Below are 25,817 nucleotides of genomic sequence, written 5' to 3'. Positions count from 1 at the left end.
ACACTATCGAGATGAAAATAAGCAAAAACATAATAGGACTTTTAGGAGAAAAGGCAGACTTCTATTTGGAACACGTTTGTGAAAAAATAACAAAGGATGAACTGCAAACCCCCAGTAAAGCAAACATAGATAAGGTATTTGTTCAAAGTAACAGAAATCCACAGGTACTGCGAAGTCTTTCGCAATTGTATAACCACGGAAACCTTGGCGGTACAGGCTATTTGAGCATCCTTCCCGTAGACCAGGGTATTGAGCACAGTGCTGCTTTTTCATTCTATAAAAACCCGGATTATTTTGACCCGGAGAATATTATAAAATTGGCAATAGAAGCAGGATGTAATGGAGTGGCTTCCACCTTTGGGGTTTTAGGATTAAACGCACGAAAATATGCCCATAAAATTCCGTTTATCGTGAAGATTAACCACAATGAACTGCTTACCTACCCAAACAAATATGACCAAACACTATTCGGAAAAGTAAAATCAGCTTGGAATATGGGAGCCGTTGCTGTGGGTGCCACCATTTATTTTGGTTCTGAAGAAAGTAATAGACAGCTAAAGGAAATAGCCGAAGCTTTTGAAGAAGCCCATAGTTTAGGAATGGCTACCATTTTATGGTGCTATACCCGCAATGAAAATTTTAAAACCGAAAAGAAAGATTATCACGCTGCCGCCGACGTTACCGGACAAGCTAATCATATCGGCGTAACGATACAGGCAGATATCATCAAACAAAAATTACCTACAAACAATTTTGGATTTAAGGAAATTGGGTTTGGAAAATATGATGATGAAATGTATAAAACCCTTACCACAGAACATCCCATTGACCTTTGTCGATTACAAGTCGCCAATTGCTATATGGGCAAAATAGGATTGATCAATTCCGGCGGTGGCTCTAAAGGTGAATCAGATTTGACCGAAGCGGTAACAACAGCATTAATCAATAAAAGAGCTGGCGGCTCTGGATTGATTATGGGTCGAAAAGCATTTCAAAAGCCTTTTATTAGAGGGATTGAGTTACTGCACTCCGTCCAACAGGTATATCTGGAAGATAGTATAACCATAGCTTAATTATAACGAAAACAATTTAAAACCAATAAATCATGAAAAACATACTCGTACCTACAAACTTTTCAGAAAACTGCAAGAAAGCAGAGGAACTCGGAATTGAAATGGCAAAGCTTTACAATTCAGAAATTCATTTTTTTCACTTAATTAACACCCCCGTAAACTGGGTTGAGCTAGATAAGGAAAAAGAAAAAAGATATCCAGAAACAGTAAAAGAAATAGGAAGTGCAAAAGCCTCCTTGAGAGCACTGGAAAAAAAAGCAGAACAACAAGAGCTTGAATGCAGGACGTTCCTTGAGTTTGATGGCGGACAGGCAAATATACTTAAACACTCCGGTCATTTTCACCACGACTTTATTGTTACAGGAAGCAGCGGCACCCGAGGTGGAGTGCGCGAATTACTGGGAAGCAATGTAGAGAAAATTGTAAGAAAAGCCGATGTCCCTGTAATTGTGGTTAAGGATGAAAAAGTAACTTTTCCTTTTAATAATATTGTTTTTGTTTCAGATTTTCTGGAAGATGTGAGCGAAGCATTTAAGCAGGTTATTTCTATTGCGGAAAAGTGCGGTGCACATCTTCATTTATTGAGGGTTAATACCCAAACTGATTTTAACAGTATAGAACAGGGTTTGGACCCCATCAAGGAATTCTTGAAGAAATTCCCCGATTTGGATAACTTTTCAATGAATGTATATAATGAACCTGATGTAGAAACAGGTATAAACAATTTTTTGAAATATAAAGATGCCGATTTAATAGCAATGTGTACTAGTGGCCGTACAGGTTTTTTAAGCCTGTTCTCCAAAAGTATCGCCGAGGGCGTAACCAATCATTCCGAATTGCCGGTAATGACCATTAAGGTATAACAATGAATAAACCAGTCCTAATAAAAAAATACTCTGGTGAGTACGAAGCCTTTGATGTAAACAAACTCATCAACTCCCTGCGGCGTTCACGGGCAGATGAGGATATTATTCAGGATGTAGCCCGGAAAGTACAAGAGCAGATTGAAGAAGGAATGACAACCAAAAAAATCTATCAGTTGGCTTTCAAGATGCTAAAACGAAAATCTAGGGTAAGTGCCTCAAAGTACAAGCTCAAAAAAGCTTTAATGGAACTAGGTCCAACCGGTTTTCCATTTGAAAAGTTAGTAGGCAAACTATTGGCACACGAAGGATTTTCAACACAGGTTGGTGTCATAGTTCAAGGCAATTGCGTTCAGCACGAAGTGGATGTGATAGCGCAAAAAGGAAATAAACATTATATGATTGAATGTAAATACCATAGTGACCAAGGCAGGTTTTGCAATGTAAAAATCCCATTATATATCCATTCACGGTTTTTGGACGTGGAAAAGCAATGGAAACACCAAAAAGGTCACGAGGCTAAACTTCATAAAGGCGGGGTTTACACCAATACGCGTTTCACAACCGATGCCATTCAGTACGGGAAATGTGTTGGAATGCTTATGACCAGTTGGGATTATCCAAGAGGAAATGGTCTCAAGGACAGAATAGATAAATCGGGGCTACATCCCTTAACCGCTTTAACAACACTTACCAAAGCTGAAAAAACAAAATTATTGGATCTAGGCATCATACTCTGCAAGGAGCTACACGAAAATCCAGACTTTTTGGAACAAATGGGTATCAGTAAGCTAAGGCAAAATAAGATACTCGAAGATTCAAGAGAATTATGTAGATCCCATTAATTCAAATAATGAATAATTACTAATTTTTAAAAATAATACAAATGAAAACTGAAGAATTGCAAAAACAGGGCAACATAGATTTAGAACCATTTTACCAGGCATTGGAAGATGACTCAAAACTACTTGAAGAAGCCCTTGAGATATTATTGGAAATGGTTCACTTTGAACCTAAATCAGTAAAGAAATTGGCTCTTTTTATTAAAGAGGATTCTCGTAATCTATATAAAGAAATAGTGGAATTGAGCAAATCAAAACAAGATAAAGGAAATACACCTTCCTGCTGTGGTGGACTCTAAATAAATACTATAAAGATGGATAACAATAAAATAAATATTCACTTTTTAGGTGCAGCAGGTACGGTAACCGGCTCAAAATATTTAGTGGACACAGGAGATAAAAAGATACTCATAGACTGCGGACTTTTTCAAGGGCTAAAGGAATTACGCCTTAAAAACTGGGAGTACCCACCTGTTAATGTTGCTGATATTGATGCTGTTTTGCTCACCCACGGCCATATGGACCACACAGGTTATCTGCCGAGATTGGTAAAGCAAGGTTTCAAAGGGCCCATCTATGGTACCAATCCCACCTTGGACATTGCAAAAATCATTTTGAATGATAGTGCAAAAATTCAGGAACAAGAAGCAGAACGTGCCAATAAAGAAGGCTATTCCAAACATAATCCTGCTGAACCATTGTACGACCTAAAGGATGTAGAAAAAACTATCCCTCATTTTAAAGGAATTCCGCAATCACAATGGATTCCATTGTTTGATGGCATAAGGGCTCGATTTCAATATAATGGACACATTCTGGGAGCAACTTACATTGAGTTGGATGTACACAGGAAACGTTTTGTGTTTTCTGGCGATATAGGCAGAACAAACGATTTATTACTGTTTCCGCCATTAAAGCCAAAAAAGGCAGATGTATTATTTATTGAATCCACCTACGGAGGAAGATTTCATCCTGATGAAGTAGAAGCACTTCCACAGATAGAAAAATTGGTCAATGACACCATCAACAGAGGTGGCAGCCTATTTGTTCCAAGTTTTTCAGTAGAACGTGCCCAATTGATGATGCTGATTTTTTGGAAATTATTGAAAGAGAAGAAAATACCAAAAATACAAATGATAATGGATAGCCCAATGGGAGCAAGTGTATTAGAATTGTTTCATCGCACAAGAGATTGGCACAGGTTGGAAGATAACGAATGTGACGAAATGTGCTCGCACTTTACGGTCGTAAGCAGTTATCGGGAAACAATGGAATTACGAACAGATAATAAACCGAAAATCGTGATTGCAGGAAGCGGAATGCTCACAGGCGGAAGAATGCTAAACTACCTTGAAACACAGGCACAAAACCCCAACAACACCTTGCTTTTTGTGGGTTATCAAGCTGAAGGTACGCGAGGCAGAAAATTATTGGAAGGCGATAAGGAACTTAAAGTGTATGGAAAATGGGTGCCCTTTGATATGGAAGTTGCAGAAATTGAAGGGCTTTCGGCACACGCAGACCACGCAGAACTTATGGACTGGATGGATAAGATAAAAAACAAACCCGAACGTATTTTCATTGTACACGGTGAAAAAGAGAGTGCAGAAGCATTGCAAAAAGGCATCAAGGAAACCTATGGGTGGGATGCAGAAATTCAGCAATTATACACCATCGAAGAAATAGAATAAATCGAAAAATCACAACAACCAATAAAATATGGACACACACTCAAACATATTAAAATATAAACATCTCGGAATCTATACCCAAAACGAAAATGTAGTGTATATGCGCGAAGATTGCCACGTCTGTATTTCAGAAGGGTTTGAGGCACTTACCCGAATAAGAATATCCAATGCAAATACATCAATCGTAGCAAGTCTTAATGTCCTGAATTCTGATATTCTGTTGCCTAATGAAATCGGACTATCAGATGCTGCTGCGAAAAAACTCAATGTTTCCCCAAACGATACATTATATGTTTCCCATTTAGAGCCTATTGAATCCTTAAGCCACGTCAGGGCAAAAATCTATAACAAAAAACTGGATTATAAGGCCTATAACAACATCATAACCGATATCGTGGAAGGCGATTATTCCAACATCCACCTTTCGGCATTTATTACTGCCTGTGCTGGCGACCGAATGGATATTGATGAAATATCCGACCTAACGAAAGCAATGATTGCTTCCGGAAAGCAACTGAACTGGAACAAGGATATCGTGGTCGACAAACATTGTATTGGCGGATTGCCTGGCAATAGGACAACACCATTGGTAGTTGCCATTGTTGCCGCGTATGGGCTTACTATGCCAAAAACATCCTCACGGGCAATCACTTCGCCAGCAGGCACAGCAGATACAATGGAAGTACTGACCAATGTTACGCTCTCTTCCGAGGAAATAAAGACCGTAGTAGAAAAAGAAGGCGGATGTTTTGTTTGGGGCGGTACAGCGCAGTTAAGTCCTGCCGATGATGTGCTCATTAAAATTGAAAAAGCCTTGGATATTGATAGCGAAGGTCAGCTCATCGCTTCAGTACTCTCTAAAAAGGCAGCAGCTGGTTCTACTCACGTGGTCATTGATATTCCCGTGGGAGAAACCGCCAAGGTTCGCAGTACCGAAATGGCAGAAAAACTAAAAAATCATATGGAAACCGTTGGAACTGCTGTTGGGTTGAATGTAAAAGTTGTAGTTACGGATGGCACGCAGCCTGTTGGAAGAGGTATCGGTCCAACTTTAGAAGCCATAGATATATTAAAAGTTTTGAAAAATGAGGAAGATGCACCTAAAGACTTAACAGAAAGAGCATTGCTTTTAGCTACTGAACTATTAGAACTTTCTGGAAAAGTAGAAAAAGGAAAGGGACAGGAAACCGCACATAAAATTCTCAAATCTGGAAAAGCATATGAAAAATTCGTAGCCATTTGTAAGGCGCAAGGTCAATTTTCAAAACCAGTTTTAGCACCTTATAAAATTGAAATTAAAGCTGAAAAGTCAGGCGTTTTGCAACGAATTGATAACCGTAAAATTGCAAAACTGGCCAAGCTTTCTGGAGCACCACAATCTAAATCGGCAGGGATTCTTCTAAATGTGCATTTGGGAGAACAAATCGAAGAGAACCAACTGCTTTATACCATATATGCTGAATCCAAAGGTGAACTTAATTATGCCTTGGAATATGAAAACAACCATAACGACATCATAACTATAAATTAAAGAACATACTATGAAAACAATATTATTCAGTCTTCCCGGAAATGAAGAACTCACAGAACTAATGGCTACAAAAATGGATGCTGAAGTGGGTCAAGCCACATTAAGGAAATTCCCTGACGGGGAATCATACACGCGCATATTGTCTGATGTTAAAGATAAATGTGTGGTACTGGTATGCACCTTGCACGAACCGGACGAAAAACTGTTGTCACTATATTTTTTAAGCCACACAGCCAAATCATTAGGAGCTATGTGTACCTGTTTGGTAGCACCCTATTTGGCGTATATGCGGCAGGACAAAGTATTTAATGAAGGAGAAGGAGTGACTTCCGGTTTCTTCGGAAAATTGATTTCTGGTTTCGCCGATAGCATTACCACAGTTGACCCTCACTTGCACAGAATTAGTTCGTTGGGAGAAGTGTATCAAATTCCAAATAAAGTGATTCACGCTGCCGACGCAATTTCAGAATGGATTAAAGAAAATATCGAAAACCCGGTACTTATCGGACCTGATTCTGAAAGTGAACAATGGGTATCAGAAGTCGCCAAAAATGCAGGAGCACCATTTACGGTATTACAAAAGGTGCGTCACGGTGACCGTGATGTAGAAGTCTCTGTTCCCGATGTGGATATATATAAAGATGCTACACCCATTTTGGTAGATGATATTATTTCCACAGCCCGAACAATGATTGAAACCGTACAACATCTTAAAAAAGCAGGAATGAAACCACCTATTTGTGTAGGCATTCACGCCGTTTTTTCAGGAAACGCCTATCAAGATTTATTGGATTCCGGAGTAGAAAAAATAGTGACTTGTAATACCATCCCACACTCTTCAAATGGAATTGATTTAAGTGATATTATGGCAAAAGAGGTAAAAAAATTAATGCACCATATATGAGAAAACAAGGCTTTATAGTACTAATCACTTTATTCAGCATCACAATGACTGGACAAACTGAAATGCTCATTGGGCAGATTTCAGGCAGAGTTGTTATTCGGGAAAACTTTGATAAAGAAGGTGATTTTCTCAATAAACAAACTTTTGAAGCTGGAGAAACAATAAAGGAAAATGGATATTATGAAATAAAGGTAGTTACAGAATTGTTTGACAAAAACAAACAATCAACCGATAAATACACTACTACCTACCGTTGTGAGCCAGATGACGCCAATGTAATGATAATGGCTTTTCCGTTTTCCAAGCCAAAATCAAAAGAAACCGAAATTAATACCATTTCTGAAAATTTTAAAAAGCTCTACGATTTACAAAACTTGAAAGATATTAAATTGGAAATGAGTTTTGACTCGGGCTTGTTAAACTTTTTTGGTTCCAAAAGCATCATAAAAATTTATGACCGAAAATTAGAGGATGGGAAAAACACTATAAAATCAAAAATTAATATTAAAGCCTATGCCTGGGGAATTCGCATTAAGCAACTCAATTATACCGTTATCGAAAAATTAAATGAAAAAGGTTTATTGACTTTTCAGAAATTTTCAGAAGCAGATAACAGCTATTTTACAATAAACTATAATTAAAGACAGATGAAAAATTACGATACACTTTCTGAAGCCATAAACGATTTACAGGGAAATGGCTATACATATGATTTTAACCTAAAACCAGAATGTTTGGAGTGTGCCTCACTAAAAATTGAAATACACCCAGAAGATTTTAATGTTGACGAGATGCATCGTTTTGAGGGTATGAGCAGTACCGACGATAATAGTGTGCTTTATACTATTTCATCAAAAAATGGGATTAAAGGACTTTTGGTAGATGCCTATGGCGTCTATGCCGAAAACATTTCGGAAGCTATGAGAAAAAAATTACGATAACACTTAAACAAGACAATAATGGAAAATCACGAACACCACAATCACGATGAAATGGACTATTCTAAAATGGACCATTCGAAGATGAAACACAAAAAAGAAGACCATTCTAAAATGAACCACAAAGGTGGAGACCATTCTGGCCACAATCCAGGGCACGGAGAACACGGGCACGACCATCATAAAATGATGATTGCCGATTTTAGAAAACGGTTTTGGGTAACCCTTGTACTTACTATTCCCATACTGTTCTTCTCGCCGATGATTCAGGACTTTTTTGGATATGAGTTTTTGCTTCCCGGAAATCCATATATCCTTTTTGCACTTTCCACAATCGTATATTTCTATGGTGGTTGGCCATTTTTAAAAGGATTCTGGTCTGAAATCAAAAAAGGTGCACCAGGGATGATGACCCTTATTTCTATGGCCATTACCGTGGCTTACGTTTATAGTTCGGCAACGGTGTTTGGTTTAGAAGGTGTCGATTTTTTCTGGGAACTGGCTACGCTTATTGCTATTATGCTTGTAGGTCATTGGATAGAGATGAAAAGCGTTCTAGGCGCCTCTAAGGCCTTGCAGCTGTTAGTAAGCATGATGCCTGCCGAGGCACATCGTGTTAAAGGAGACACTATTGAAGATATTCCTCTGGAAGATTTACTGAAAGATGACGTAATACTTGTAAAACCAGGTGAAAAAGTTCCTGCTGATGGGATTATAGTAGACGGTTCAAGTTACCTGAACGAATCTATGCTTACAGGCGAATCCAAACCTGTAAAAAAAGATGAAAACGATAAGGTTATTGGTGGTTCGGTAAATGGTAACAGTACCTTAAAAGTAAAGGTTGAGCATACTGGAAAAGATAGCTATCTCAACAAGGTCATCAAAATGGTCGAAGAAGCGCAAAAAACCAAATCAAAAATGCAAAACCTCTCGGATAGAGCTGCAAAATGGCTTACCTATATCGCATTAGGTATTGGTTTTGGAACATTAGCGGTATGGCTGATTTTAGGCTTTCCATTTGTCTATGCTTTAGAAAGAATGGTTACCGTTATGGTCATTGCTTGTCCACACGCATTAGGTCTTGCCATACCACTTGTGGTTGCTATTTCTACTGCTGTTTCAGCTCAAAACGGGTTATTAATTCGAAATAGGACAGCTTTTGAAGAATCCCGAAAAATATCAGCTTTATTGTTTGATAAAACGGGAACATTGACCAAAGGCGATTTTGGCGTTACTCGAATTGAGTCTGTTAGCGAAACTTATTCATCTGAAGAAATTTTAAGGCTTTCGAGTGCATTGGAACAAAGTTCGGAACATCCTATCGCCGTAGGTATTATTAAAAAAGTCAAAGAAGATAATATGACCATCCCAAAGCCTGAAAACTTTAATGCAATTACAGGTAAAGGCGTTGAGGCCAATGTAGAAGGTAAGCAAGTAAAAGTGGTTAGTCCTGGTTTTTTAAGGGATGAAAAAATCACTATTCCCGAAGACGCATACAGTGATGCCGCTGAAACAGTTGTTTTTGTCTTGATTGATGGAAAATTAGCTGGTTACATTGCTCTTGCCGATGAAATACGACCAGAATCTGCCGAAGCCATAAAAGTCTTTAAAAAGAATAATATAAAAGTTTTAATGGCTACCGGTGATAATGAAAGAACTGCCAAAGCTGTTAGCGATAAACTCGGCTTGGATGGATACTACGCCGAAGTTTTGCCACATCAAAAAGTGGAAATAGTAAAAGAATTGGAAAGTAAGGGAGAGTTTGTGGCTATGACTGGCGATGGTGTAAACGATGCGCCTGCACTTGCAAAAGCTGATGTTGGTATTGCCGTTGGTTCAGGTACTGACGTTGCCGCCGAAACAGCAGATATCATTCTGGTCAACAGTAACCCACAGGATATTGCCAACTTAATTCTCTTTGGAAAAGCCACCTACAATAAAATGATTCAGAATTTGATTTGGGCTACAGGATATAATGTAGTGGCTATTCCTTTAGCAGCCGGTGTATTATATTCTTCAGGCTTTGTTTTAGGACCAGCTGTAGGAGCGGTATTTATGAGTTTAAGTACGATTATAGTGGCCATTAATGCGCAACTATTAAAGCGAAAAATCGGTAAAAAATAAATGGACAAAAAAGAAAAACTCAACAGGATATTTTTAATCCTGTTGAGTTTATTTGTAGTGATGTTGGGCTATGGTATATTATTGCCAACCCTTCCTTACTATACCGAAAGGCTTGCTTTAGGAGCTAACCTCGATACTAATTCGATCAATTTTCATATTGGACTGCTTACAAGCATTTATCCATTATTTCAATTAATTTTTGTTGTGGTATGGGGAAAGCTTTCAGATAGATATGGACGTAAACCAATTATATTAATCGGTCTAATTGGGTTTGTTATAATGCAATTGCTTACTGGTCTAGCAACATCTTTGACAATGCTATATATTGCTCGAATATTTGGAGGTATTTTTACGTCTTCAGTTATTCCTGTTAGCAACGCATATTTAAGCGACATTACTTCAGAAAAACGGAGAACCAAAATAATGGCCTGGTCTGGTGTTGCTATTAGCTCTGGTGTTATTTTTGGCCCTGTTTTAGGCAGTTTTCTATCCCAAACTAACCTACACTTTAAATATTCGTTTTGGATATTACATCTGGACCGGTTCTCAGTTCCTTTTATTTTGGTTGCACTTTTAGGTTTTACTGTATTGGTTATTTTGATTAAATCGTTTAGGAATACAAAACCGGTTAGCAGGTTTGTTTCAGGAAAACAAAAATTAAATTTTAGTTTTAGTAGGTTCTTTATTGTCCTATTACTGCTCTCTTTTGTTATGCAGTTTGTAGTGACCCTCTTTGAAACGGTTTTTTCAATTTATGGAAAAAATCAGTTGCTATTTTCAAGTAATCAGATAGGAATTGGTTTTATGGTCTGTGGGATAGTAATGGCTGTATTACAACCTGTATTTGCGACCTATGGAGAGAAAATATTGACAGCAAAACAACAAATTGGAGCCGGATTGTTGATTTCAGGCATTTCACTAATCGCATTTCCTTTTTTCGGCAATGAAATTTATGTCTATGTACTGATTGTAACATTCGCCACTGGTGGAGCAATTGTAACCCCTAACCTACTTTCAGCCGTTTCCTTACTTTCAAAAGAAAAGGCGGGCAGTAATATTTCTGTACAGACCTCGGCAAACAGTGTGGGACAAATTTTAGGTCCGGTTATAGGGACTTGGCTTATTACAGGTGGGTTTTATTTTCCCTTTATTATTGCCGGCATCATTATATTGACCGCCATTGGATTACTTTATTTTTATAAAAGCTTTAATAGTAAAACAACTAAAATAGGACAAGACAACAAAGTATCCTAAGAAAAGCAATAATCTTATTTCTTAAAAATATATTTAAATTTTTATTATCTCATAATCATTTAATTTTTTAAGGCAGTTCCAGAGCGCCATCAGCATCACTCTGATTGGTGAAATAAGTCCGTCCATCTGCTAAAAAATGTGATCCTAATTGGTCACCTACGTTTTTTGTGGTACAAACTTTTACTATTCTGATTTTAGCTATTTATTTATATTGTAATATCACCCCAATTTCATAAGAATCAGTTCAATACTACGACGGAAAAGACTTCACAATTCCTCGCGCTCTATATTACGTATAGTAATACTATCCAGACGACCGTCTATAAGTTTCCGACTAATGAGCTGAGTGTCCATCCTGTCATTTGTGGTGTATTGCTCCTTTCCTTTACGGTCTGTATCAGCGGGATTCACTAATAGGGATTTCCCTCTAAAGGTCTCAAAGCTGCGATAGGCACAATAGAATAATCTTAATAATATCAATTAAAATATAAAGTTCATTCTGTAGTCACTTCACCACAATATTTGATAAAACGAAATAACCAAGTCTGGGCTATGGCGACCATATTTATCCCGGTTATCATAAGGTTTTATTCTGAATAATTTTAATTAATATTAAATTTCAGGGAATTCGGACTTTCAAAAAATGTTGTACCCAGTCCAAAAAAAAAGATTTCAATTTCTTGAAACCTTGTCAATGCCAGTAGAGGGACTTGGACTCGAGAGACCTTCTGGTTATAAACTTGGTATTACCAAATGTCAGATATTTATCAACGGTTGATTAACCATCATAAATCATGTTATTACAGACTTTTAATCCATATAAATTTAAAAATTAATAACTTCATCAAGTGCTTCATCAGCATCCCGGTGCATAAAATTAGCTTGATAATTCAAGGTAGTTTTTAAATCACTATGACGATAGAGCTTTTGTAACATTAATGGATGAATTCGATCGCCAGCAATATTACCAAAGCTATGCCTAGCAATGTGATTAGATAAGTTTTTTTCGATTCCACATTCCGTGGCAATTAGCTTTAAGCATTTATTAAAAACCTTCGTAGCACTTTTTGTTTTTATATAAATTTGTTCAGCATCCTTAGGATTGGTATTTCTTAAAAAGGGGAATACAAAACCTTTATTAAGGTGTTTCTCCTTTTTGTAATAATTTAAAATTTTTTCCGCTTTCAAAGGAATTTTAAGGCTGAGTGCTTTTTCATTTTTGTTCATCACATAATAAAGACGATCGTCCTTAAAATCAGACCACTTCATTTTAACCACATCGGAAATACGAATTCCTGCGAAATAAAAAGAAAATAACCATATGTTGTGCGTATGCCAGATAGAAGTATTTTCCTCCAATTTCAACTGTTCAATTTTCTCAACCTCTTCTACGCTAAGTCCTACTTTATTACCAGAACCAATTCTAATTTTTTCCTTATCTCCGGCAAAAGGATAATATTTTTGATCAATAATTCCTTGCTTAATTGCTAAATTAAACAGGGTTCTAATTAAAATAAGCTGATTAGTAATAGTTCTGGTTTTTTGTCCTAAATAAGAATAGCAAAAGGTTTTGTATTTATTAATGAATACTTCATCGATATCTCTAAAAGAAAGAGCTTTACTTTTTTTGAAATGCTCTACCCCATCCATCCATACATATTTATTACGACGAGCATTACTGATACGTTTCAATCTGCGTTCCTTTATATCCTCAATGATCGCTGACTTCCTTTTAGTCCTTTTAAAGTTTAAAAATTCTTCAATATTATACAGTATAGATAAATCACCTTTTGCAACTGAGAATATTCCCCTCTCATATTTTTCCATTATACGTTCAGCCGCTAATTCAAAAAATGATTTTTGCCCCCTGGCTCCCTTTAATTTTTGCTTGATCTGTTTTGGAGTAACACGATCTTCAGAGTGGAAAAATAGGTTATTAGCCTCAACCATTTTCTTCATTAAAAAAATGTTGAGCTGTTGCGAGTTTGGATGACTTTTCTTAGCCATTCCAGCATTGTTATCCCAATCTTTCTCAAAAACATATTGTCCGAGCCACTTGTAATTAGTTTTATAATTCTCACTAATTCTCAGTGCTAAAGGAATTCTTCCATCTTTTCGAATCATATTCTTCCTTAAAACTATCTTTATGCTAGCCATAACTATTTAATTTTGAACTCTATAAAGATAAATAATTAGTTTATAAACTAGTACAGAATAAGTACAGAATAAGTACAGAATCACTTGATTTTAACAGAATTCAATTGATTGCAAAAATTACGTATTTAACTGATAATCATATATTTTAACGGTTTTTAATCTATTTTGAATAACTACTTGTCGATGTTCATAACCCGGAGGTCCCGAGTTCAAATCTCGGTCTCGCTACTAGAAAATGAAAGCTTCACAGAAATGTGAAGCTTTTTCTTTTTATGAGAAAGTACTTTTTTATTCCTATTTTTCCCCTATTCTTTAAAAACATTATTTTCTTACAAGGGGTGGTGTAAAAAAAATTTAATCTCATTTACCTTACCTAATTTCAAAATTTATAAGCATTTTTGCGTCGATCATATATAATGATTTTGAAACCTAACTTTTATATTTTCAAAATGAAAACTTTATACTTTGCCTTTATTTGTCTTTTCTTAATTTCCTGCGGAGACGATGATGAACAAATAACTGATTATCGTGAGATAAATGATCAGGAAATTCAGGATTATTTAGAAGCAAATAACTTAGAAGCTCAAACATCAGATTCCGGACTCTATTATATTATTGAAGAAGAAGGTACAGGCGAACAACCTACAACCAGCAGCACCGTAACAGTAGCTTATAGAGGTTATTTTTTAAATGGAAATATCTTTGACCAAAGTACCGATTCTGGCGCTACGTTTGGCTTAAGACAAGTTATCCCAGGTTGGACCGAAGGTATCACATACTTTAGTGAAGGTGGTAGCGGGACACTATTTGTACCAGCACACCTAGGATATGGTTCTTCTGATTTTCGCGGGATCCCTGGTGGATCTGTGCTAATATTCGATATCGAACTTATTGATGTAGCCAACTAAGAAAAACTTAGATTATCTGAAATATCAAGGTCGAATCTTAAGATTCGATTTTTTTCATATCGTTTTTTTTAAATACATGAAGTAAGCTGAAAATATATCATTTCATTTAGGAGAAACAACTGCTATACTTTAGCTATTAAATTATTCGTGTAATACGAAAAATGGGATTTTTTTGAAATATTTTGGTGCTTTAGAGACGGGATAAAATAACAATTGATCGAAGTAGTTTAAGTTTTTCCCCATCATCATAATAAGCTGAACATCTTTACTTTTTACGAATAACTGCATTGCATCTTCCAAAGAATCATTAATTGAATAGTAAAAGCCATGATGAATATCAGAAAGCTGTTCCTTTAAAAAATCTCTGTTCGATTTTTGCGAAGTAGTAAGCTCTTCACTTTTTTTAGCGTAGTAAAGTACTTTTAGTTTTGATTGATGACAATTACTTACAAATTTTAATCCTCGCAATATTCGGGCTTTATAGGTCACATAAAAATCTGTTGGAAAAGCGATATTTTGAGGCTTTTTATAAGTTGCCTCTTCTGGAACAACCAATATTGGGCATTTAATTCGTGAAATTACAGCCGTCGTATTTTTGCCTACTAAAGATTGCTGGTCTAGGCTGGCTCCAAGCGTTCCCATGATGATCAAGTTAACATTAACGTCTTCTATAATTTTGCGTAAACCACACACAAAAGAAGTCTCCTGTATCGAAAATGAAAATTTATGAAGTTTGGTATTAGCTATCTTTCTAAGTCGTGTCAAAAAGGCTTGCAATTTGTATAAAGCGCTATTTCGCGTAAATTCGTCATTAGCTCCATCTTCATCCAAAATATGTGAAATGTGAAAATGAACTTCTGTAGTATTAAAAAAATTAATCCCATAGACCATCGCATTCCAGGAATTCTCAGAAAAATCTGTAGGCAAAAGTATATTGATCATCTCTGCATTTTTCTGCAATATTAAAGCCGTTTAACCTGCAAAAATATGACTGGCGTCAGGTTTTTACGTTATACCTAAATATCCAAAGAAAAATGGAGAGATCGAATGAAAAAAATAATTCTTAAACCTACAAAATCGTAGATCAATATTGTAGGTTTTTAGCTAAATTTTTAGTCGACCATTTCTAATTTATGAAGATCTAAAACTCGTATCACTCTACCTTCAATTTCAATAAGTCCTTCTTTCTTAAAGGCAGAAAGGGTTCTAATTAAGGTTTCGATAGCAATACCGGCTACACTTGCAAGATCAGATCGTGTTATACGAATATCTTCGTTTGGTTTTTTACCTAAAATATCTGCAAACTGAAGTATGGTTTGTGCTGTTTTTTTACGAACCGTACTATAAGCCATAATCAACAACTGCTGTTTGATCAAAGAAAGATTATCAGAAAGCATATTTATAAGTTCTAAAGACACATTTTTATTCTGTTCTAGAACCTCTTTCAATTTATATTTCAAAATTCTTACGAGCTTGGTATTTTCTACTGCTACGGCAGACTCCTGGTGAGGATAATTTTCAGCTAAAGATGTAAAGCCTAAAAAATCATCTGGCTTATACAATCCCGTAACCAATTCTTTTCCTTCTTCATCTCGCTGAAAGGTTTTAATTGTCCCTTCTAAAATTAGATACACATAGTTAGAGTGATCGCCAGCTTCGTAAATACTATCTTTTTTTTTGAATTCCTGGTCTTCACCCTCGTCATCAAAAAAGTTCTTCAGTTCGTTCAAATTTCGAATATCCTCTTCAGGATTTGAATCGTCTGGAGCCTGTGCCACAAAAACCTGAGAGACCAAATTGGCCTTTTTAAGCCTGGTTTCTATTACTTCTACTAATTCTTCTTCATCAAAAGGTTTAGTAAGATAATCGTCGGCACCCATATTCATTCCCCTTCTTATCTCTTTATGTTCTGTTTTTGCTGAAAGAAAAATAAAAGGAATGTGATGTGTTTCGGTGTTAGAAGACAATGCCTGTAAAACACCATAACCATCTACTTCTGGCATCATAATATCACAAATTATGATATCTGGAACGTGCTTAATTGCTTTTTCAATTCCTATTTTACCGTTTGGAGCGGTAATGACTTCGTAATCCTGTAATTCTAAAATTTCAGCGGTGTTCTCACGTAAGACTGTATCATCTTCTATAAGAAGTATCATAATTTTTGGAGGTTTTTATTGTTTTGGTATCTGTACATGAAAGGTACTTCCCTGGTCTTGCTTACTCTTAAAAGTAATTTTTCCACCAAGGTTCTCTAAATGACTTTTAATGATATTTAAACCAATACCTGTTCCTTGATTGGTTAATGCATTTTCGGCTCTAAAATACCGGTTAAAGATATGTTTCTGCTCATTTTCTGGAATTCCTATTCCCTGGTCTTTTACTAAAACATGAACCAAATCGCCTTCTTCATAACTCTCGACTTCGATAACCGAATTCTCGGGTGAATATTTAATAGCGTTATTGATAAGATTCGTTAAAATAAGCTCTAATATTTTATCATCAAAATATAGAACGATATCATCTATTTGCTTGGGATAAAGAATTTCCTGCCCTTCCTTTAGCAACATATTCGCATCGTAAATTACTTCGTTAAGTGTCTTGGTAATTGGAAAATGCGAATACTTGTAATTTACCTTTCCGGTTTCTAGGCGTTCTACACTTAAAAAATCATCAAGAATATTATTTAAGTATTTTACTTTGCCTGCAATAGTTTTTAAATGCTTTTCGCGCTTATGCTGCTGCTCGGTTTCAGTATATTTACCAATAAGTGTTGTAGAGGTTAATATCCCGCTTAAAGGTGTTTTAAACTCATGTGATACCAGCGAAAGAAATTTGGTTTTTAATTCGTTCAATTCTCTTTCTTTACGCAAAGATTCTTTGATCTTATTTTCTGCCGCTTTTCTTTTGATAACTTCCTCCTCAAGACCTTTTACTGCAATTTGTAATTCCTGCGTTCGTTTCTCGATTCTGGATTCCAGCTCATTATTAAGCTTCAATATTTCCTGCTCCTGCTGTTTTCGAAGCGTAATATCAATAACCACAGCCATTACATAAGAACCTCCTTTCAACTCAAAAGGATTTAAGCCTACTTCTACAGGAAAAGTGCTTCCATCTTTTCTAGTACCAAATAGATCTCGGCCCTGCCCCATTTGCCGATGAGTCTTGTGATTAAGATACTTTTTCATATGCGCATGGTGAACTTCATGCTTTTTCTTCGGAATAAGTATATCCAGGTGCTCTCCCTTCAATTCTCCGGTAGAAAAACCAAAAATTTCGTCTGCAGATTGATTAGAGGCAACGATGATCTGGTTAGTGTTAATAACGATAATACCTTCAGAAACTGCGTTGAATAAAACGCCAAAGGTATGTTTGTTGATCTCTTCGAAATTCTTCATACCCAAAAATAAGTAATTCAGTTAAAGCGCTCTTAATTCGGGCTGCAAAAAAATTAAAATTTTATTGCGAAATCTACCATTTATATATCCTGAATTCAAAAAAACTACAATCAAAAAAGGCTTTCCGTTTTCACGAAAAGCCTTTTATAAGAAATATATCATTTGTCTTTAATCTATAACTTCTACTGAAGTTGCCTGAAATCCTTTAGGAGAACGTTCTTTTTTAAAGCTTACCTTCATTCGTTCTGATAAAGGTTTGATCGAATCTAGATGATGCACAAAAATGTTATCTCCTGAAACATCATCTTTAATAAATCCAAAACCTTTATTCTCGAAAAACGAAATTACTACTCCGGTATCTCTAGTATCTGTTTTCGTCTCCCTTTGGTAATTAAGGTCGATATCCTCTGCACTTACCTCAACTTTTTGCTGCTCATCTGGCGGCGTATCTGTAAGGTTTCCGTTCGCATCTACATAAGCAATCATATCCTCAAAGTCTTTCCCCTTATCGTTATCCTGCTTACGCTCTTCTCTACGTTGAGCTTTTAATTTCTTCTTTAATAATTTCTTTTTTTCTTTTTGTCTTTTAGAAAAAGTGTCTGCCATATATAAATTTAGATTACTATTCTTTTTTATGCTGAAGAAATTAATCATTCAGCTAAACATTCTGAAGTTATTAAACAATAATCCTACCACTATCAATTTTTCGGAATTTTGAAGCAAATAAAAATAACTGCTTTTTACCTAAGTAACTCCGTGTGATCGATTTAAATCTTGATTATTGATTAATCTAAGTTGCCCGTTGTGCTAAAATCAAAGCGAATTGGTTAGAAAATAATGGGCAAAACCATCGAAATACGTACAAATTTAAGATAAATAATCGAGGATAATAAATATTAAAGAAGCTTTCTTACGCAATGTAATGGTGTACCTAATTAAAAACAACTGTTAAACAGCACATTGCGAAGTTTTAATTGAATTACAATAATTGAGGTAGAATCTCATTAAATTTCTAATTGTATATAAAAAAAGAAAAGGATGCAGTTCCTCCAACTCCATCCCCTGGCTAATTCTTTATCTTATCGATACTAAAAAAAGGGGGTGTGACTATCATTTCAGAATTGCCCCCTTCTTTTTCATATCAATTATTTACGACAAAGATAAATTTAAGAATTAAATATTAACAACACTCAATATTAACAAATTAATAATAATATATTTCTAAATTATTAATTACGTAATATTTGATCGCAAGAGAACATTCTGGAAAACAAAAAAGCTTTAGCGGTTAACTAAAGCTTTTTCTAAGTCGCTTAAAGTTGGAAATTATAAGGTTTGGTTAATCGCGACCATAAAATCAACCTATAATCTTCTATTTTGTTTTATCAATATAAGTTAAAGGTAAAATGACTATAACTTATACAAATAACTCAATTTTTTCTCAAATATTGCTAAAACCGTTCCATAAATTATTTCACAAGTTTTACAAAAGCTCTTAAATAAAAGTCAAATTTAAAATCCTGCTAATATTCAGCATATTAAATACTTAAATTTAAGTAAGCGCTAAAATACCATATTTAAGAATTATCGTGGTATAGCAGGCTATCGATCAACTTAACTAAAACCAAAAAATCAAAAACCCTGCAAATTATGTTGGAATTTTCAGAGATTACAGAAAATTCAATTAATGAAGTTTTAACAAGAATAGATAAAGAGGAAGAAATTAATTGCTCACTTCCAGGAGGAGGAATTTTACATATAGAAAAAGAACTTCCCTACTTAATAATTTATCGACATAAAGATAAAGACCCAGGCACCGCTAGATTAGTGATAAGCGAATCTTCTTACCTCATCATTGGCACAAAAGATTTTGAAAGCTATCAGAAACTGTTGTTTGAGATCGCAAATAAACTTTCAGGACTATTTAAATCGTATATGCTTTTTGAAGTTTACGCCGGTAAAGAAAATAGCAGCACATTTTTAATTAAAGGTCCAGAGAATAAACTTCCTAATACATTACAAAAATTAAACGAAGAACTAAACGATATCAATAAGGCCTATAGCGGAATTTATTTAAAAGCTGAAATAAAAAATACACCTCACCGCCAGCCAGAAGGAGAACCAGACCTTCTTAGCATCGACGAATTAAAAAAGTGCGGCGCATTGATCACAGGTTTAGAAGTCCCTCCTATCTATCGAAATGAAAATGGTGAATTATACCCGGTATTTTTTAGAAACTTTAAAGACTTTATCATTAAAGCGATCCATAAATCGATATTCGAATATATAAGAATCCAAACTTCTGGCGGAGTAGCCAGTTATAATGCTTTAGGCCGAAAATATTTAAAGGAAAAAGTTTTTGAGATCGATAAGAAACTGGCGAAAATCGAACGTTCTTATCAGTTTTTATGGTTGGTTTCACCTTCTAATATTCAAGATATAAAGAATACATTTTTTGAATCTAACTTCGAGAAAGTACTCGATTACCATTACAGATTGTTACCTATCGATCCAGATGTTTTAAAGCGTGAATTATATAATCTGAAGATCGAAGATATCGACGATCCTGCGATGTCATACATCTTTAGGGAAAAACGAGAAGAGCTCGACAAACAAATTACGATGCTTAGCGAGCGTGGTACAAAAAATTTTTTCTACAGTAGTATAAGACTGCATAAGGGAGTAGATACTGCACTATGTGAATCTGCAAAAGAGATCCTTAACGCTATTCCAGAGAAAGAATTTGAAGCTGAAAATCTACTGGACTCTAAAGCATTTAGCAGCTTAGCGAGAAGAGAATTTGATTATTTCCGTGGGCAGGACGAGCATTTTAAATGCAAAGTTCATATTAGAAAAGATGTGAATGTCATGATGGTTTCGCATGGTGAACTTTACATTCCCCACGATTATAAAATGAATAAAACCGAAGCCAAAGCACTTATTCAGCACGAAGTGGGAACTCACGTGCTCACTTATTTTAACGGTAGCCGGCAACCTTTGGAGCAAATGAGTATTGGTTTGGCAGATTACGATCCTCTACAGGAAGGATTAGCGGTAATGGCCGAATATCTTGTTGGCGGACTTACTGGCAATCGTTTAAGAACTTTAGCTGGGCGTGTGATCGCGGGCCAGGCTTTAGTTGCAGGTGGCGATTTTCATAGCATCTTTAAACTGCTTCACAACGAATACGGATTTTCTCCAGAGCGTGCATTCAATATTGTTTCCAGAATTATGCAGGGTGGCGGATTTCTAAAAGATATTATCTACTTAAAAGGATTGGTTCAGCTTAGAGAATATTTACAAAATGGCGGATTATACGAATCTTTATTATCTGGAAAATTCTCTCTTAAACACACCGAAATTATTGAAGAACTAACAGAACGTCGTGTTTTAAAACCTGGTGCTTTACGGCCCAGCTATTTAAATGATGAAGACGTAACCAATAAACTCAACCTAATCAGAGATGGTTTACCCATCTCACAAATGACAACACAATGAAAATATGTTTTGTATTAAATGATATCCAATCTGAAACCGCTGGTACATCTATGTTTTTGATTACCAAAGCTCACGAGCGTGGGCACGATGTTTCGGTAATGGGTGTAGGAGATTTTAATTTTCACCATGATAAACCTATTACTGTTTCTGCAACCCAGGTACCAAAATCAACTAAGACCAAGTCTCCTAAAAAGTATCTGGAAATCTTGCAAAGTAGCAAGGCAAAAAAGAAAAAGATAAGCGCCAAAGATCTGGATGTCTTATTTATAAGGAATAACCCTACCGAAGAAGAATCTGGACGCGAATGGGCAGAGCAAGCCGGGGTAGCATTTGGTAGAATGATACAACAAGAAGGCGTTCTGGTTTTAAATGACGCCTATGCCCTATCTCACGCATTTATCGATAAGCTTTATTTTGAAGAATTGCCAGCAGATATCAAACCAGATTCATTAATCACCAGAAGTAAGGAAGATATCTTAAAGTTTTGGGAAGAGCATGATTGTAAAATGGTTTTAAAACCTTTAGAAGGCTCTGGCGGAGAAGATGTTTATCTTATTGATGAGAACGAAAAAAACATTAACCAGATCATTGAACATTTAAGTAAAAGTGGTTACATCATCGCGCAAGAATTTTTACCGGCTGTAAAAGATGGTGATGTAAGAATTTTACTTATGAATGGCCGGGTAATCGACAGGGATGGCAAAAAAGCCATCATAAGAAGAGTTAGTGGTGAAGGCGAATTCCGTAGTAATTTTAGACAGGGAGCCACAGCAGATAGCAGTGAACTTACACCAGCAATGGAAAGAATCGTAAGCCTTACCGCTCCCAAACTTATTAGAGACGGATTATTTTTTGTTGGGCTGGACGTGGTTAAAGATAAATTGATCGAAATTAATGTCTTAAGTCCCGGCGGCCTAGATCACATGAGCGAAATTGGAATGCCAGATTTTACCGATGAAATTATCGAAGCCATCGAAAGAAAATTACATTATAAACACATGTACGATGGTAAATTGTCGAATCGCGTACTAGCAACGATGGAGTAAACTACTTCGCGGCAAGACCTCGAGACATTCGATAGAAACAAATTTTTAATTTCTAGGCAAACCTCTGGGTATTAAACCCTTTGGCGGTGCCAGTAAATCTTTTGGATATGAATGAAGAACTTGAAAAAGAAATTCCCAGAATCTTAGGAACCTATACCAGCGGAAAAAAAGGTCCATTATTATTTGTTTCTGGCGGAATACACGGAAATGAACCAAGCGGTGTGAAAGCTTTACTGAAAGTTTTTAAAGAACTGGAACAAGCAAAACCTGAAATAAAAGGTACCATCGTTGGAGTCTCCGGAAATAAAGTTGCGCTTAATCAAAACAAGCGATATATCGACGAGGATCTAAATCGTGCGTGGACTGAAGAAAACATCCAGGATCATAAAACTAAAACCCACGAACAAAAAGAAATGTGGGAGATCATTGAGGTACTGGAAAAATATCCCGAAGCAGATTTCACCAAGCGATATTTCTTGGATTGTCATACCACCTCTGCAGCCAGTGCACCTTATATCTCGGTGCAGGTAAAAAATGATAACGACGCCTGGGCACATCGATTCCCAACGTATATCATTAGAGGTTTTAGCGATTTAGTTTATGGATGTATAGATCATTATTTAACTAGAATTGGTGTTACAGGCTTTGTCTTTGAAGCTGGGCAGCATACCGCTAAAGAATCTGTAGAAAATCATGAAGGAATGATCTGGCTGGCTCTTAAAGAAGCCTGCGATTTGAAATTAGAGGGAATTCCATCTTATCCAGAATGTGTAACACGCTTTTCTGAAAAAAATGCTCCAGATCAAAAAACATTTGAAATAAGACATCGACATGGATTAGCGAATGATGATCATTTTAAAATGCAGCCCGGATATGAGAATTTTCAGAAAATAGAAAAAGGAGAACTACTGGCTATTCAAAATGATGAAGAAATTAAAAGTGAATGGAATGCCAGAATATTTATGCCATTATACCAGGCACAGGGAAATGACGGTTTTTTTGTTGTTGAAGAAGTCGAAACAGCTTACTAAATTTTAAAAGATGCTAAACAAAATAAAACCGGCTAAAAAGCCGGTTTTTTATTTAACTATTATTCTTTTTTGTTCTCTTGGTCTTTCCGGTGATCGCCCAAAGCAAACCTATTCCTATTAAGATCCCAGAGAAAAAATAAACTTCAGTGTTTCTCAAAAAATAGGTAAGCGCTAATCCTACGATTAAAAATAGTATTCCTGTAATCCTGATTTTGTTCATTTTAGCTCTCTATTTTAAAAATTCAATGCAAACCGGCGTAGGTACAGCAACCGGTTCTCCAATAGCATCTAACTCGCCTGTTTCCTCATTGATCTTATAAGCCTGAATATCTCCTGAATCCTGATTGGCGGCGTATAAATAACTATCACCTTCAGAAATCGCGAAGTTACGTGGCGTTTTACCATTTGTACTTGCATAATCTATATTCTCTAATTCGCCAGTATCCTGGTCGATTTTAAAAATGGCAATACTATCATGTCCTCGATTGGATACATATAAATAATCTCCAGAGTCTGAGATATGAATATCTGCCCCGCTATTATTTTCAGTGAAATCTTCAGGGATACTGGAAACTGAATTTTGTAAACTTAAACCTCCATTTTCTTCAATTTTAAAAATACTTACAGTGCTATTCAACTCGTTCATGCTGTAAGCGAACTTCTGGTTCTTTCCTAACGCAAAATGTCTTGGCCCGGCACCTTCGGCTAAAGAAACCGATTCCTGTTCGTTTTTCTGAATTGTTTTTTCTTCAGCATCAAGATCATAGATCCAGATCTTATCTAGACCAAGATCACAAATATAAATGTGCTTGTTATCTGCTGAAATTGAAACCGAATGAGTATGAGATTCACCTGAATTTGGCATATTTAACTGCTTGCGTTTTTCTAAACTACCATCCTGCTGAATGCGATACATCACCACTACTCCGCCCATGTAATTAGACACAAAAGCAAATTTGTTGGTCTTATCAATTTCGATATGGCAGGGCGCAAAAGCTTCAGTAGAAACCTTATCAACTTCTATCAAGCTATCATTTTCTTTTACCTGAAAGCTGTGTATAAAGCCCGATTTTCCATCTTTGTCACCTAATTCGCTAACGGCATACAGATATTTATTATCACCGGAAAGTTTAACGAAAGAAGGATTTATAACTTCAGCAACTGTTTTCCCTAAACTAATTTTCCCAGTTTTAGGATCTTGTTTTATCGTTAGGATCCCATCGGCTTTTCCATCTACATGACCTTCTTTTTTTGTGTAGGTTCCTATAAACGCAGTATTCATTTTCGACATTTTTTCGGTGTTTTTAGAAGCATCCTCTTCAGCATTTTCATTCTTGTCATTCTTACAACTACTCAACGAAAGGCCAGCAATTAAGATAGCAACAGCCAACTTACGGTTAATCATTTTTTGATGTTTGATTTAGATTATAGATTCGGCTTAAAGCCATTTTTTGCGTTTAAAATAATAGAGCATCACAAAGAAAACAATAATCATCACGCCCCAAAGCACAAAATAACTATATCTCCATTGCAATTCTGGTATATATTCGAAATTCATTCCGTAAATACCAGCTATAAATGTAAGCGGAATAAAAATAGAGGCCATAATGGTTAAAACCTTCATTACCTCGTTCATTTTATTGCTTATCGTGGTCATGTACATATCCATTAAACTCCAGATCATCTCACGATAAATATCAATGTTTTCTGAAATTTGAATTATATGATCTACAAGGTCTCTTAAATAATTACCCGTATTTTCATCGATTATCGGGTGGTTAAGCTTTTCTAATCGTCCAAGAACTTCGCGTAAAGGAAAAACCGATCGTCTAATTCTTACAATCGCTCTTTTTAATTCCTGAATTTCCCTAACCAAATCTTCGTCCTGATCGTTTAAAAATATCTGATCCTCAAAACCTTCTATCTTTTCGCTAATGTCTTCAACTACAATAAAATAATTATCGATGATCGCATCTAACAATGCGAACATTAAATAATCTGCTTTTCGGTTTCTAATTCGGCCTTTTTTATGCTCAATTCGCTCTCTAACACCATCAAAAACATCCCCACCGGCTTCCTGAAAAGTCAGTACATAATCCTGCCCAATCACTAAACTTATATGTTCTATTTGCAGAGTGCCGTCACCATTGTAATACAGCATTTTTGCCACCACAAATAAATAATCCTGATATTCATCGATTTTTGGCCTTTGGTTAGTATTGGCGATATCTTCAAGAATTAATGGATGCAGTTCGAAATATTTACCAAGTTTTTCGATTTCCTCGGTATTATTAAGTCCGTCGATATTGATCCAGGTAATTTTAGATTCATCCTCGAACTTTAAAGCGTCCTGCGGATTTTTAGATCGAAAACGCTCATAATGTTCAGCATTAAAATCAATGACATCTAATAAAGTTTCATTAGATTCTTTATTACCAACATAGGTCACCGTTCCCGGGATCTGGTTAAGCGCTTTACTGGATTTGGGGCGTCGCAGGGAAAGTCGCTTCTTCTTGCTCTTAGCCATAAAAGGTTTTTAATGTTAAATGTAATAATAAT

Annotated in this window: 24 protein-coding genes; 15 read left to right on the top strand and 9 right to left on the bottom strand. The window is 35.9% G+C overall.

What is annotated here, in order from left to right; translation table 11 throughout:
- Window positions 1–11: 11 nt before the first annotated feature.
- From INR75_RS12635 to INR75_RS12585, 11 genes are read left to right on the top strand one after another with little or no spacing between them, the layout of a single operon-like run.
- Window positions 12–1,073, top strand: coding sequence for a class I fructose-bisphosphate aldolase (locus INR75_RS12635; RefSeq protein ID WP_093302924.1), 1,062 nt, complete (start codon window positions 12–14; stop codon window positions 1,071–1,073).
- A 32-nt stretch (window positions 1,074–1,105) separates the two neighbouring features.
- Window positions 1,106–1,936, top strand: a complete 831-nt coding sequence (locus tag INR75_RS12630; protein ID WP_075327068.1) for a universal stress protein — start codon at window positions 1,106–1,108, stop codon at window positions 1,934–1,936.
- Window positions 1,937–1,938: 2 nt separating this feature from the next.
- Window positions 1,939–2,781 carry an ATP cone domain-containing protein gene (locus INR75_RS12625; protein WP_223089094.1) on the top strand — a complete coding sequence of 281 codons (843 nt, stop codon included), beginning with the start codon at window positions 1,939–1,941 and terminating at the stop codon, window positions 2,779–2,781.
- A gap of 41 nt (window positions 2,782–2,822) precedes the next feature.
- Complete coding sequence (locus INR75_RS12620) at window positions 2,823–3,077, top strand: hypothetical protein (protein WP_013072813.1); 255 nt, start codon at window positions 2,823–2,825, stop codon at window positions 3,075–3,077.
- A 15-nt stretch (window positions 3,078–3,092) separates the two neighbouring features.
- Window positions 3,093–4,469, top strand: coding sequence for an MBL fold metallo-hydrolase RNA specificity domain-containing protein (locus INR75_RS12615; RefSeq protein WP_223089093.1), 1,377 nt, complete (start codon window positions 3,093–3,095; stop codon window positions 4,467–4,469).
- 28 nt (window positions 4,470–4,497) lie between these two features.
- Entirely contained in the window at window positions 4,498–6,000 is a 1,503-nt protein-coding gene (locus INR75_RS12610) for a thymidine phosphorylase family protein (protein ID WP_008616398.1), read from the top strand.
- Window positions 6,001–6,010: 10 nt separating this feature from the next.
- Complete coding sequence (locus tag INR75_RS12605; RefSeq protein ID WP_008616396.1) at window positions 6,011–6,904, top strand: ribose-phosphate pyrophosphokinase; 894 nt, start codon at window positions 6,011–6,013, stop codon at window positions 6,902–6,904.
- Window positions 6,901–7,545 carry a hypothetical protein gene (locus INR75_RS12600; protein ID WP_223089092.1) on the top strand — a complete coding sequence of 215 codons (645 nt, stop codon included), beginning with the start codon at window positions 6,901–6,903 and terminating at the stop codon, window positions 7,543–7,545. Before INR75_RS12605 ends, INR75_RS12600 begins: the two co-directional genes overlap by 4 nt.
- Before the next feature lie 6 nt (window positions 7,546–7,551).
- Complete coding sequence (locus INR75_RS12595; protein WP_223089091.1) at window positions 7,552–7,845, top strand: phosphoribosylpyrophosphate synthetase; 294 nt, start codon at window positions 7,552–7,554, stop codon at window positions 7,843–7,845.
- Between the two features lie 18 nt (window positions 7,846–7,863).
- Window positions 7,864–9,966, top strand: coding sequence for a copper-translocating P-type ATPase (locus tag INR75_RS12590; RefSeq protein ID WP_223089090.1), 2,103 nt, complete (start codon window positions 7,864–7,866; stop codon window positions 9,964–9,966).
- The gene (locus tag INR75_RS12585; protein WP_133548474.1) at window positions 9,967–11,220 is read left to right on the top strand and encodes an MFS transporter; all 1,254 of its coding nucleotides are present in this window, start codon (window positions 9,967–9,969) and stop codon (window positions 11,218–11,220) included. It begins immediately after the preceding gene.
- A 267-nt stretch (window positions 11,221–11,487) separates the two neighbouring features.
- On the opposite strand, the gene INR75_RS12580 is transcribed toward INR75_RS12585, so the two are convergent.
- Together INR75_RS12580 and INR75_RS12575 are read right to left on the bottom strand one after the other, a co-directional pair.
- The gene (locus INR75_RS12580; protein ID WP_156100706.1) at window positions 11,488–11,631 is read right to left on the bottom strand and encodes a hypothetical protein; all 144 of its coding nucleotides are present in this window, start codon (window positions 11,629–11,631) and stop codon (window positions 11,488–11,490) included.
- Between the two features lie 414 nt (window positions 11,632–12,045).
- The gene (locus tag INR75_RS12575; RefSeq protein ID WP_075327075.1) at window positions 12,046–13,377 is read right to left on the bottom strand and encodes a site-specific integrase; all 1,332 of its coding nucleotides are present in this window, start codon (window positions 13,375–13,377) and stop codon (window positions 12,046–12,048) included.
- A 449-nt stretch (window positions 13,378–13,826) separates the two neighbouring features.
- On the opposite strand from INR75_RS12575, the gene INR75_RS12570 reads away from it, so the two are divergent.
- On the top strand, window positions 13,827–14,285 hold the full coding sequence (locus tag INR75_RS12570) for an FKBP-type peptidyl-prolyl cis-trans isomerase (RefSeq protein WP_092544625.1): 459 nt from the start codon (window positions 13,827–13,829) through the stop codon (window positions 14,283–14,285).
- Between the two features lie 141 nt (window positions 14,286–14,426).
- Here INR75_RS12570 and INR75_RS12565 read toward each other — a convergent pair whose 3' ends face one another.
- From INR75_RS12565 to INR75_RS12550, 4 genes are all read right to left on the bottom strand, one after another.
- A complete protein-coding gene (locus INR75_RS12565) occupies window positions 14,427–15,227 on the bottom strand; it encodes a universal stress protein (RefSeq protein ID WP_223089089.1) in 801 nt (266 codons plus the stop codon).
- A gap of 170 nt (window positions 15,228–15,397) precedes the next feature.
- Complete coding sequence (locus tag INR75_RS12560; protein ID WP_223089088.1) at window positions 15,398–16,444, bottom strand: response regulator; 1,047 nt, start codon at window positions 16,442–16,444, stop codon at window positions 15,398–15,400.
- 15 nt (window positions 16,445–16,459) lie between these two features.
- Complete coding sequence (locus INR75_RS12555) at window positions 16,460–17,683, bottom strand: PAS domain-containing sensor histidine kinase (protein WP_223089087.1); 1,224 nt, start codon at window positions 17,681–17,683, stop codon at window positions 16,460–16,462.
- A 168-nt stretch (window positions 17,684–17,851) separates the two neighbouring features.
- A complete protein-coding gene (locus INR75_RS12550; protein WP_092544586.1) occupies window positions 17,852–18,289 on the bottom strand; it encodes a cold-shock protein in 438 nt (145 codons plus the stop codon).
- A gap of 1,044 nt (window positions 18,290–19,333) precedes the next feature.
- Here INR75_RS12550 and INR75_RS12545 point away from each other — a divergent pair.
- From INR75_RS12545 to INR75_RS12535, 3 genes are all read left to right on the top strand, one after another.
- Window positions 19,334–21,181 carry a flavohemoglobin expression-modulating QEGLA motif protein gene (locus INR75_RS12545; RefSeq protein ID WP_223089086.1) on the top strand — a complete coding sequence of 616 codons (1,848 nt, stop codon included), beginning with the start codon at window positions 19,334–19,336 and terminating at the stop codon, window positions 21,179–21,181.
- Window positions 21,178–22,227 (top strand): glutathione synthetase, encoded by a 1,050-nt coding sequence (locus tag INR75_RS12540; RefSeq protein ID WP_223089085.1) that lies wholly within the window; start codon window positions 21,178–21,180, stop codon window positions 22,225–22,227. Before INR75_RS12545 ends, INR75_RS12540 begins: the two co-directional genes overlap by 4 nt.
- Window positions 22,228–22,334: 107 nt before the next feature.
- Window positions 22,335–23,258 (top strand): succinylglutamate desuccinylase/aspartoacylase family protein, encoded by a 924-nt coding sequence (locus INR75_RS12535; protein WP_223089084.1) that lies wholly within the window; start codon window positions 22,335–22,337, stop codon window positions 23,256–23,258.
- A gap of 52 nt (window positions 23,259–23,310) precedes the next feature.
- On the opposite strand, the gene INR75_RS12530 is transcribed toward INR75_RS12535, so the two are convergent.
- From INR75_RS12530 to corA, 3 genes are read right to left on the bottom strand one after another with little or no spacing between them, the layout of a single operon-like run.
- The gene (locus INR75_RS12530; protein WP_223089083.1) at window positions 23,311–23,478 is read right to left on the bottom strand and encodes a hypothetical protein; all 168 of its coding nucleotides are present in this window, start codon (window positions 23,476–23,478) and stop codon (window positions 23,311–23,313) included.
- Between the two features lie 9 nt (window positions 23,479–23,487).
- Window positions 23,488–24,663, bottom strand: a complete 1,176-nt coding sequence (locus tag INR75_RS12525) for a lactonase family protein (protein ID WP_223089082.1) — start codon at window positions 24,661–24,663, stop codon at window positions 23,488–23,490.
- Between the two features lie 33 nt (window positions 24,664–24,696).
- Window positions 24,697–25,785 (bottom strand): magnesium/cobalt transporter CorA, encoded by a 1,089-nt coding sequence (corA, locus tag INR75_RS12520; RefSeq protein WP_223089081.1) that lies wholly within the window; start codon window positions 25,783–25,785, stop codon window positions 24,697–24,699.
- Window positions 25,786–25,817: the final 32 nt, after the last annotated feature.

Source organism: Zunongwangia sp. SCSIO 43204 (assembly GCF_019904275.1).
Classification (GTDB): domain Bacteria; phylum Bacteroidota; class Bacteroidia; order Flavobacteriales; family Flavobacteriaceae; genus Zunongwangia; species Zunongwangia mangrovi.
Note: the sequence above shows the minus strand (reverse complement) of the source record. Positions and strands in the feature narration are given on the sequence as shown.

Coding starts and splice junctions, on each gene's coding strand:
- INR75_RS12635 (WP_093302924.1), top strand. CDS start 12: ATGAAAATAAGCAAAAACATAATAGGACTTTTAGGAGAAAAGGCAGAC.
- INR75_RS12630 (WP_075327068.1), top strand. CDS start 1,106: ATGAAAAACATACTCGTACCTACAAACTTTTCAGAAAACTGCAAGAAA.
- INR75_RS12625 (WP_223089094.1), top strand. CDS start 1,939: ATGAATAAACCAGTCCTAATAAAAAAATACTCTGGTGAGTACGAAGCC.
- INR75_RS12620 (WP_013072813.1), top strand. CDS start 2,823: ATGAAAACTGAAGAATTGCAAAAACAGGGCAACATAGATTTAGAACCA.
- INR75_RS12615 (WP_223089093.1), top strand. CDS start 3,093: ATGGATAACAATAAAATAAATATTCACTTTTTAGGTGCAGCAGGTACG.
- INR75_RS12610 (WP_008616398.1), top strand. CDS start 4,498: ATGGACACACACTCAAACATATTAAAATATAAACATCTCGGAATCTAT.
- INR75_RS12605 (WP_008616396.1), top strand. CDS start 6,011: ATGAAAACAATATTATTCAGTCTTCCCGGAAATGAAGAACTCACAGAA.
- INR75_RS12600 (WP_223089092.1), top strand. CDS start 6,901: ATGAGAAAACAAGGCTTTATAGTACTAATCACTTTATTCAGCATCACA.
- INR75_RS12595 (WP_223089091.1), top strand. CDS start 7,552: ATGAAAAATTACGATACACTTTCTGAAGCCATAAACGATTTACAGGGA.
- INR75_RS12590 (WP_223089090.1), top strand. CDS start 7,864: ATGGAAAATCACGAACACCACAATCACGATGAAATGGACTATTCTAAA.
- INR75_RS12585 (WP_133548474.1), top strand. CDS start 9,967: ATGGACAAAAAAGAAAAACTCAACAGGATATTTTTAATCCTGTTGAGT.
- INR75_RS12575 (WP_075327075.1), bottom strand. CDS start 13,377: ATGGCTAGCATAAAGATAGTTTTAAGGAAGAATATGATTCGAAAAGAT.
- INR75_RS12570 (WP_092544625.1), top strand. CDS start 13,827: ATGAAAACTTTATACTTTGCCTTTATTTGTCTTTTCTTAATTTCCTGC.
- INR75_RS12565 (WP_223089089.1), bottom strand. CDS start 15,227: ATGATCAATATACTTTTGCCTACAGATTTTTCTGAGAATTCCTGGAAT.
- INR75_RS12560 (WP_223089088.1), bottom strand. CDS start 16,444: ATGATACTTCTTATAGAAGATGATACAGTCTTACGTGAGAACACCGCT.
- INR75_RS12555 (WP_223089087.1), bottom strand. CDS start 17,683: ATGAAGAATTTCGAAGAGATCAACAAACATACCTTTGGCGTTTTATTC.
- INR75_RS12550 (WP_092544586.1), bottom strand. CDS start 18,289: ATGGCAGACACTTTTTCTAAAAGACAAAAAGAAAAAAAGAAATTATTA.
- INR75_RS12545 (WP_223089086.1), top strand. CDS start 19,334: ATGTTGGAATTTTCAGAGATTACAGAAAATTCAATTAATGAAGTTTTA.
- INR75_RS12540 (WP_223089085.1), top strand. CDS start 21,178: ATGAAAATATGTTTTGTATTAAATGATATCCAATCTGAAACCGCTGGT.
- INR75_RS12535 (WP_223089084.1), top strand. CDS start 22,335: ATGAATGAAGAACTTGAAAAAGAAATTCCCAGAATCTTAGGAACCTAT.
- INR75_RS12530 (WP_223089083.1), bottom strand. CDS start 23,478: ATGAACAAAATCAGGATTACAGGAATACTATTTTTAATCGTAGGATTA.
- INR75_RS12525 (WP_223089082.1), bottom strand. CDS start 24,663: ATGATTAACCGTAAGTTGGCTGTTGCTATCTTAATTGCTGGCCTTTCG.
- corA (WP_223089081.1), bottom strand. CDS start 25,785: ATGGCTAAGAGCAAGAAGAAGCGACTTTCCCTGCGACGCCCCAAATCC.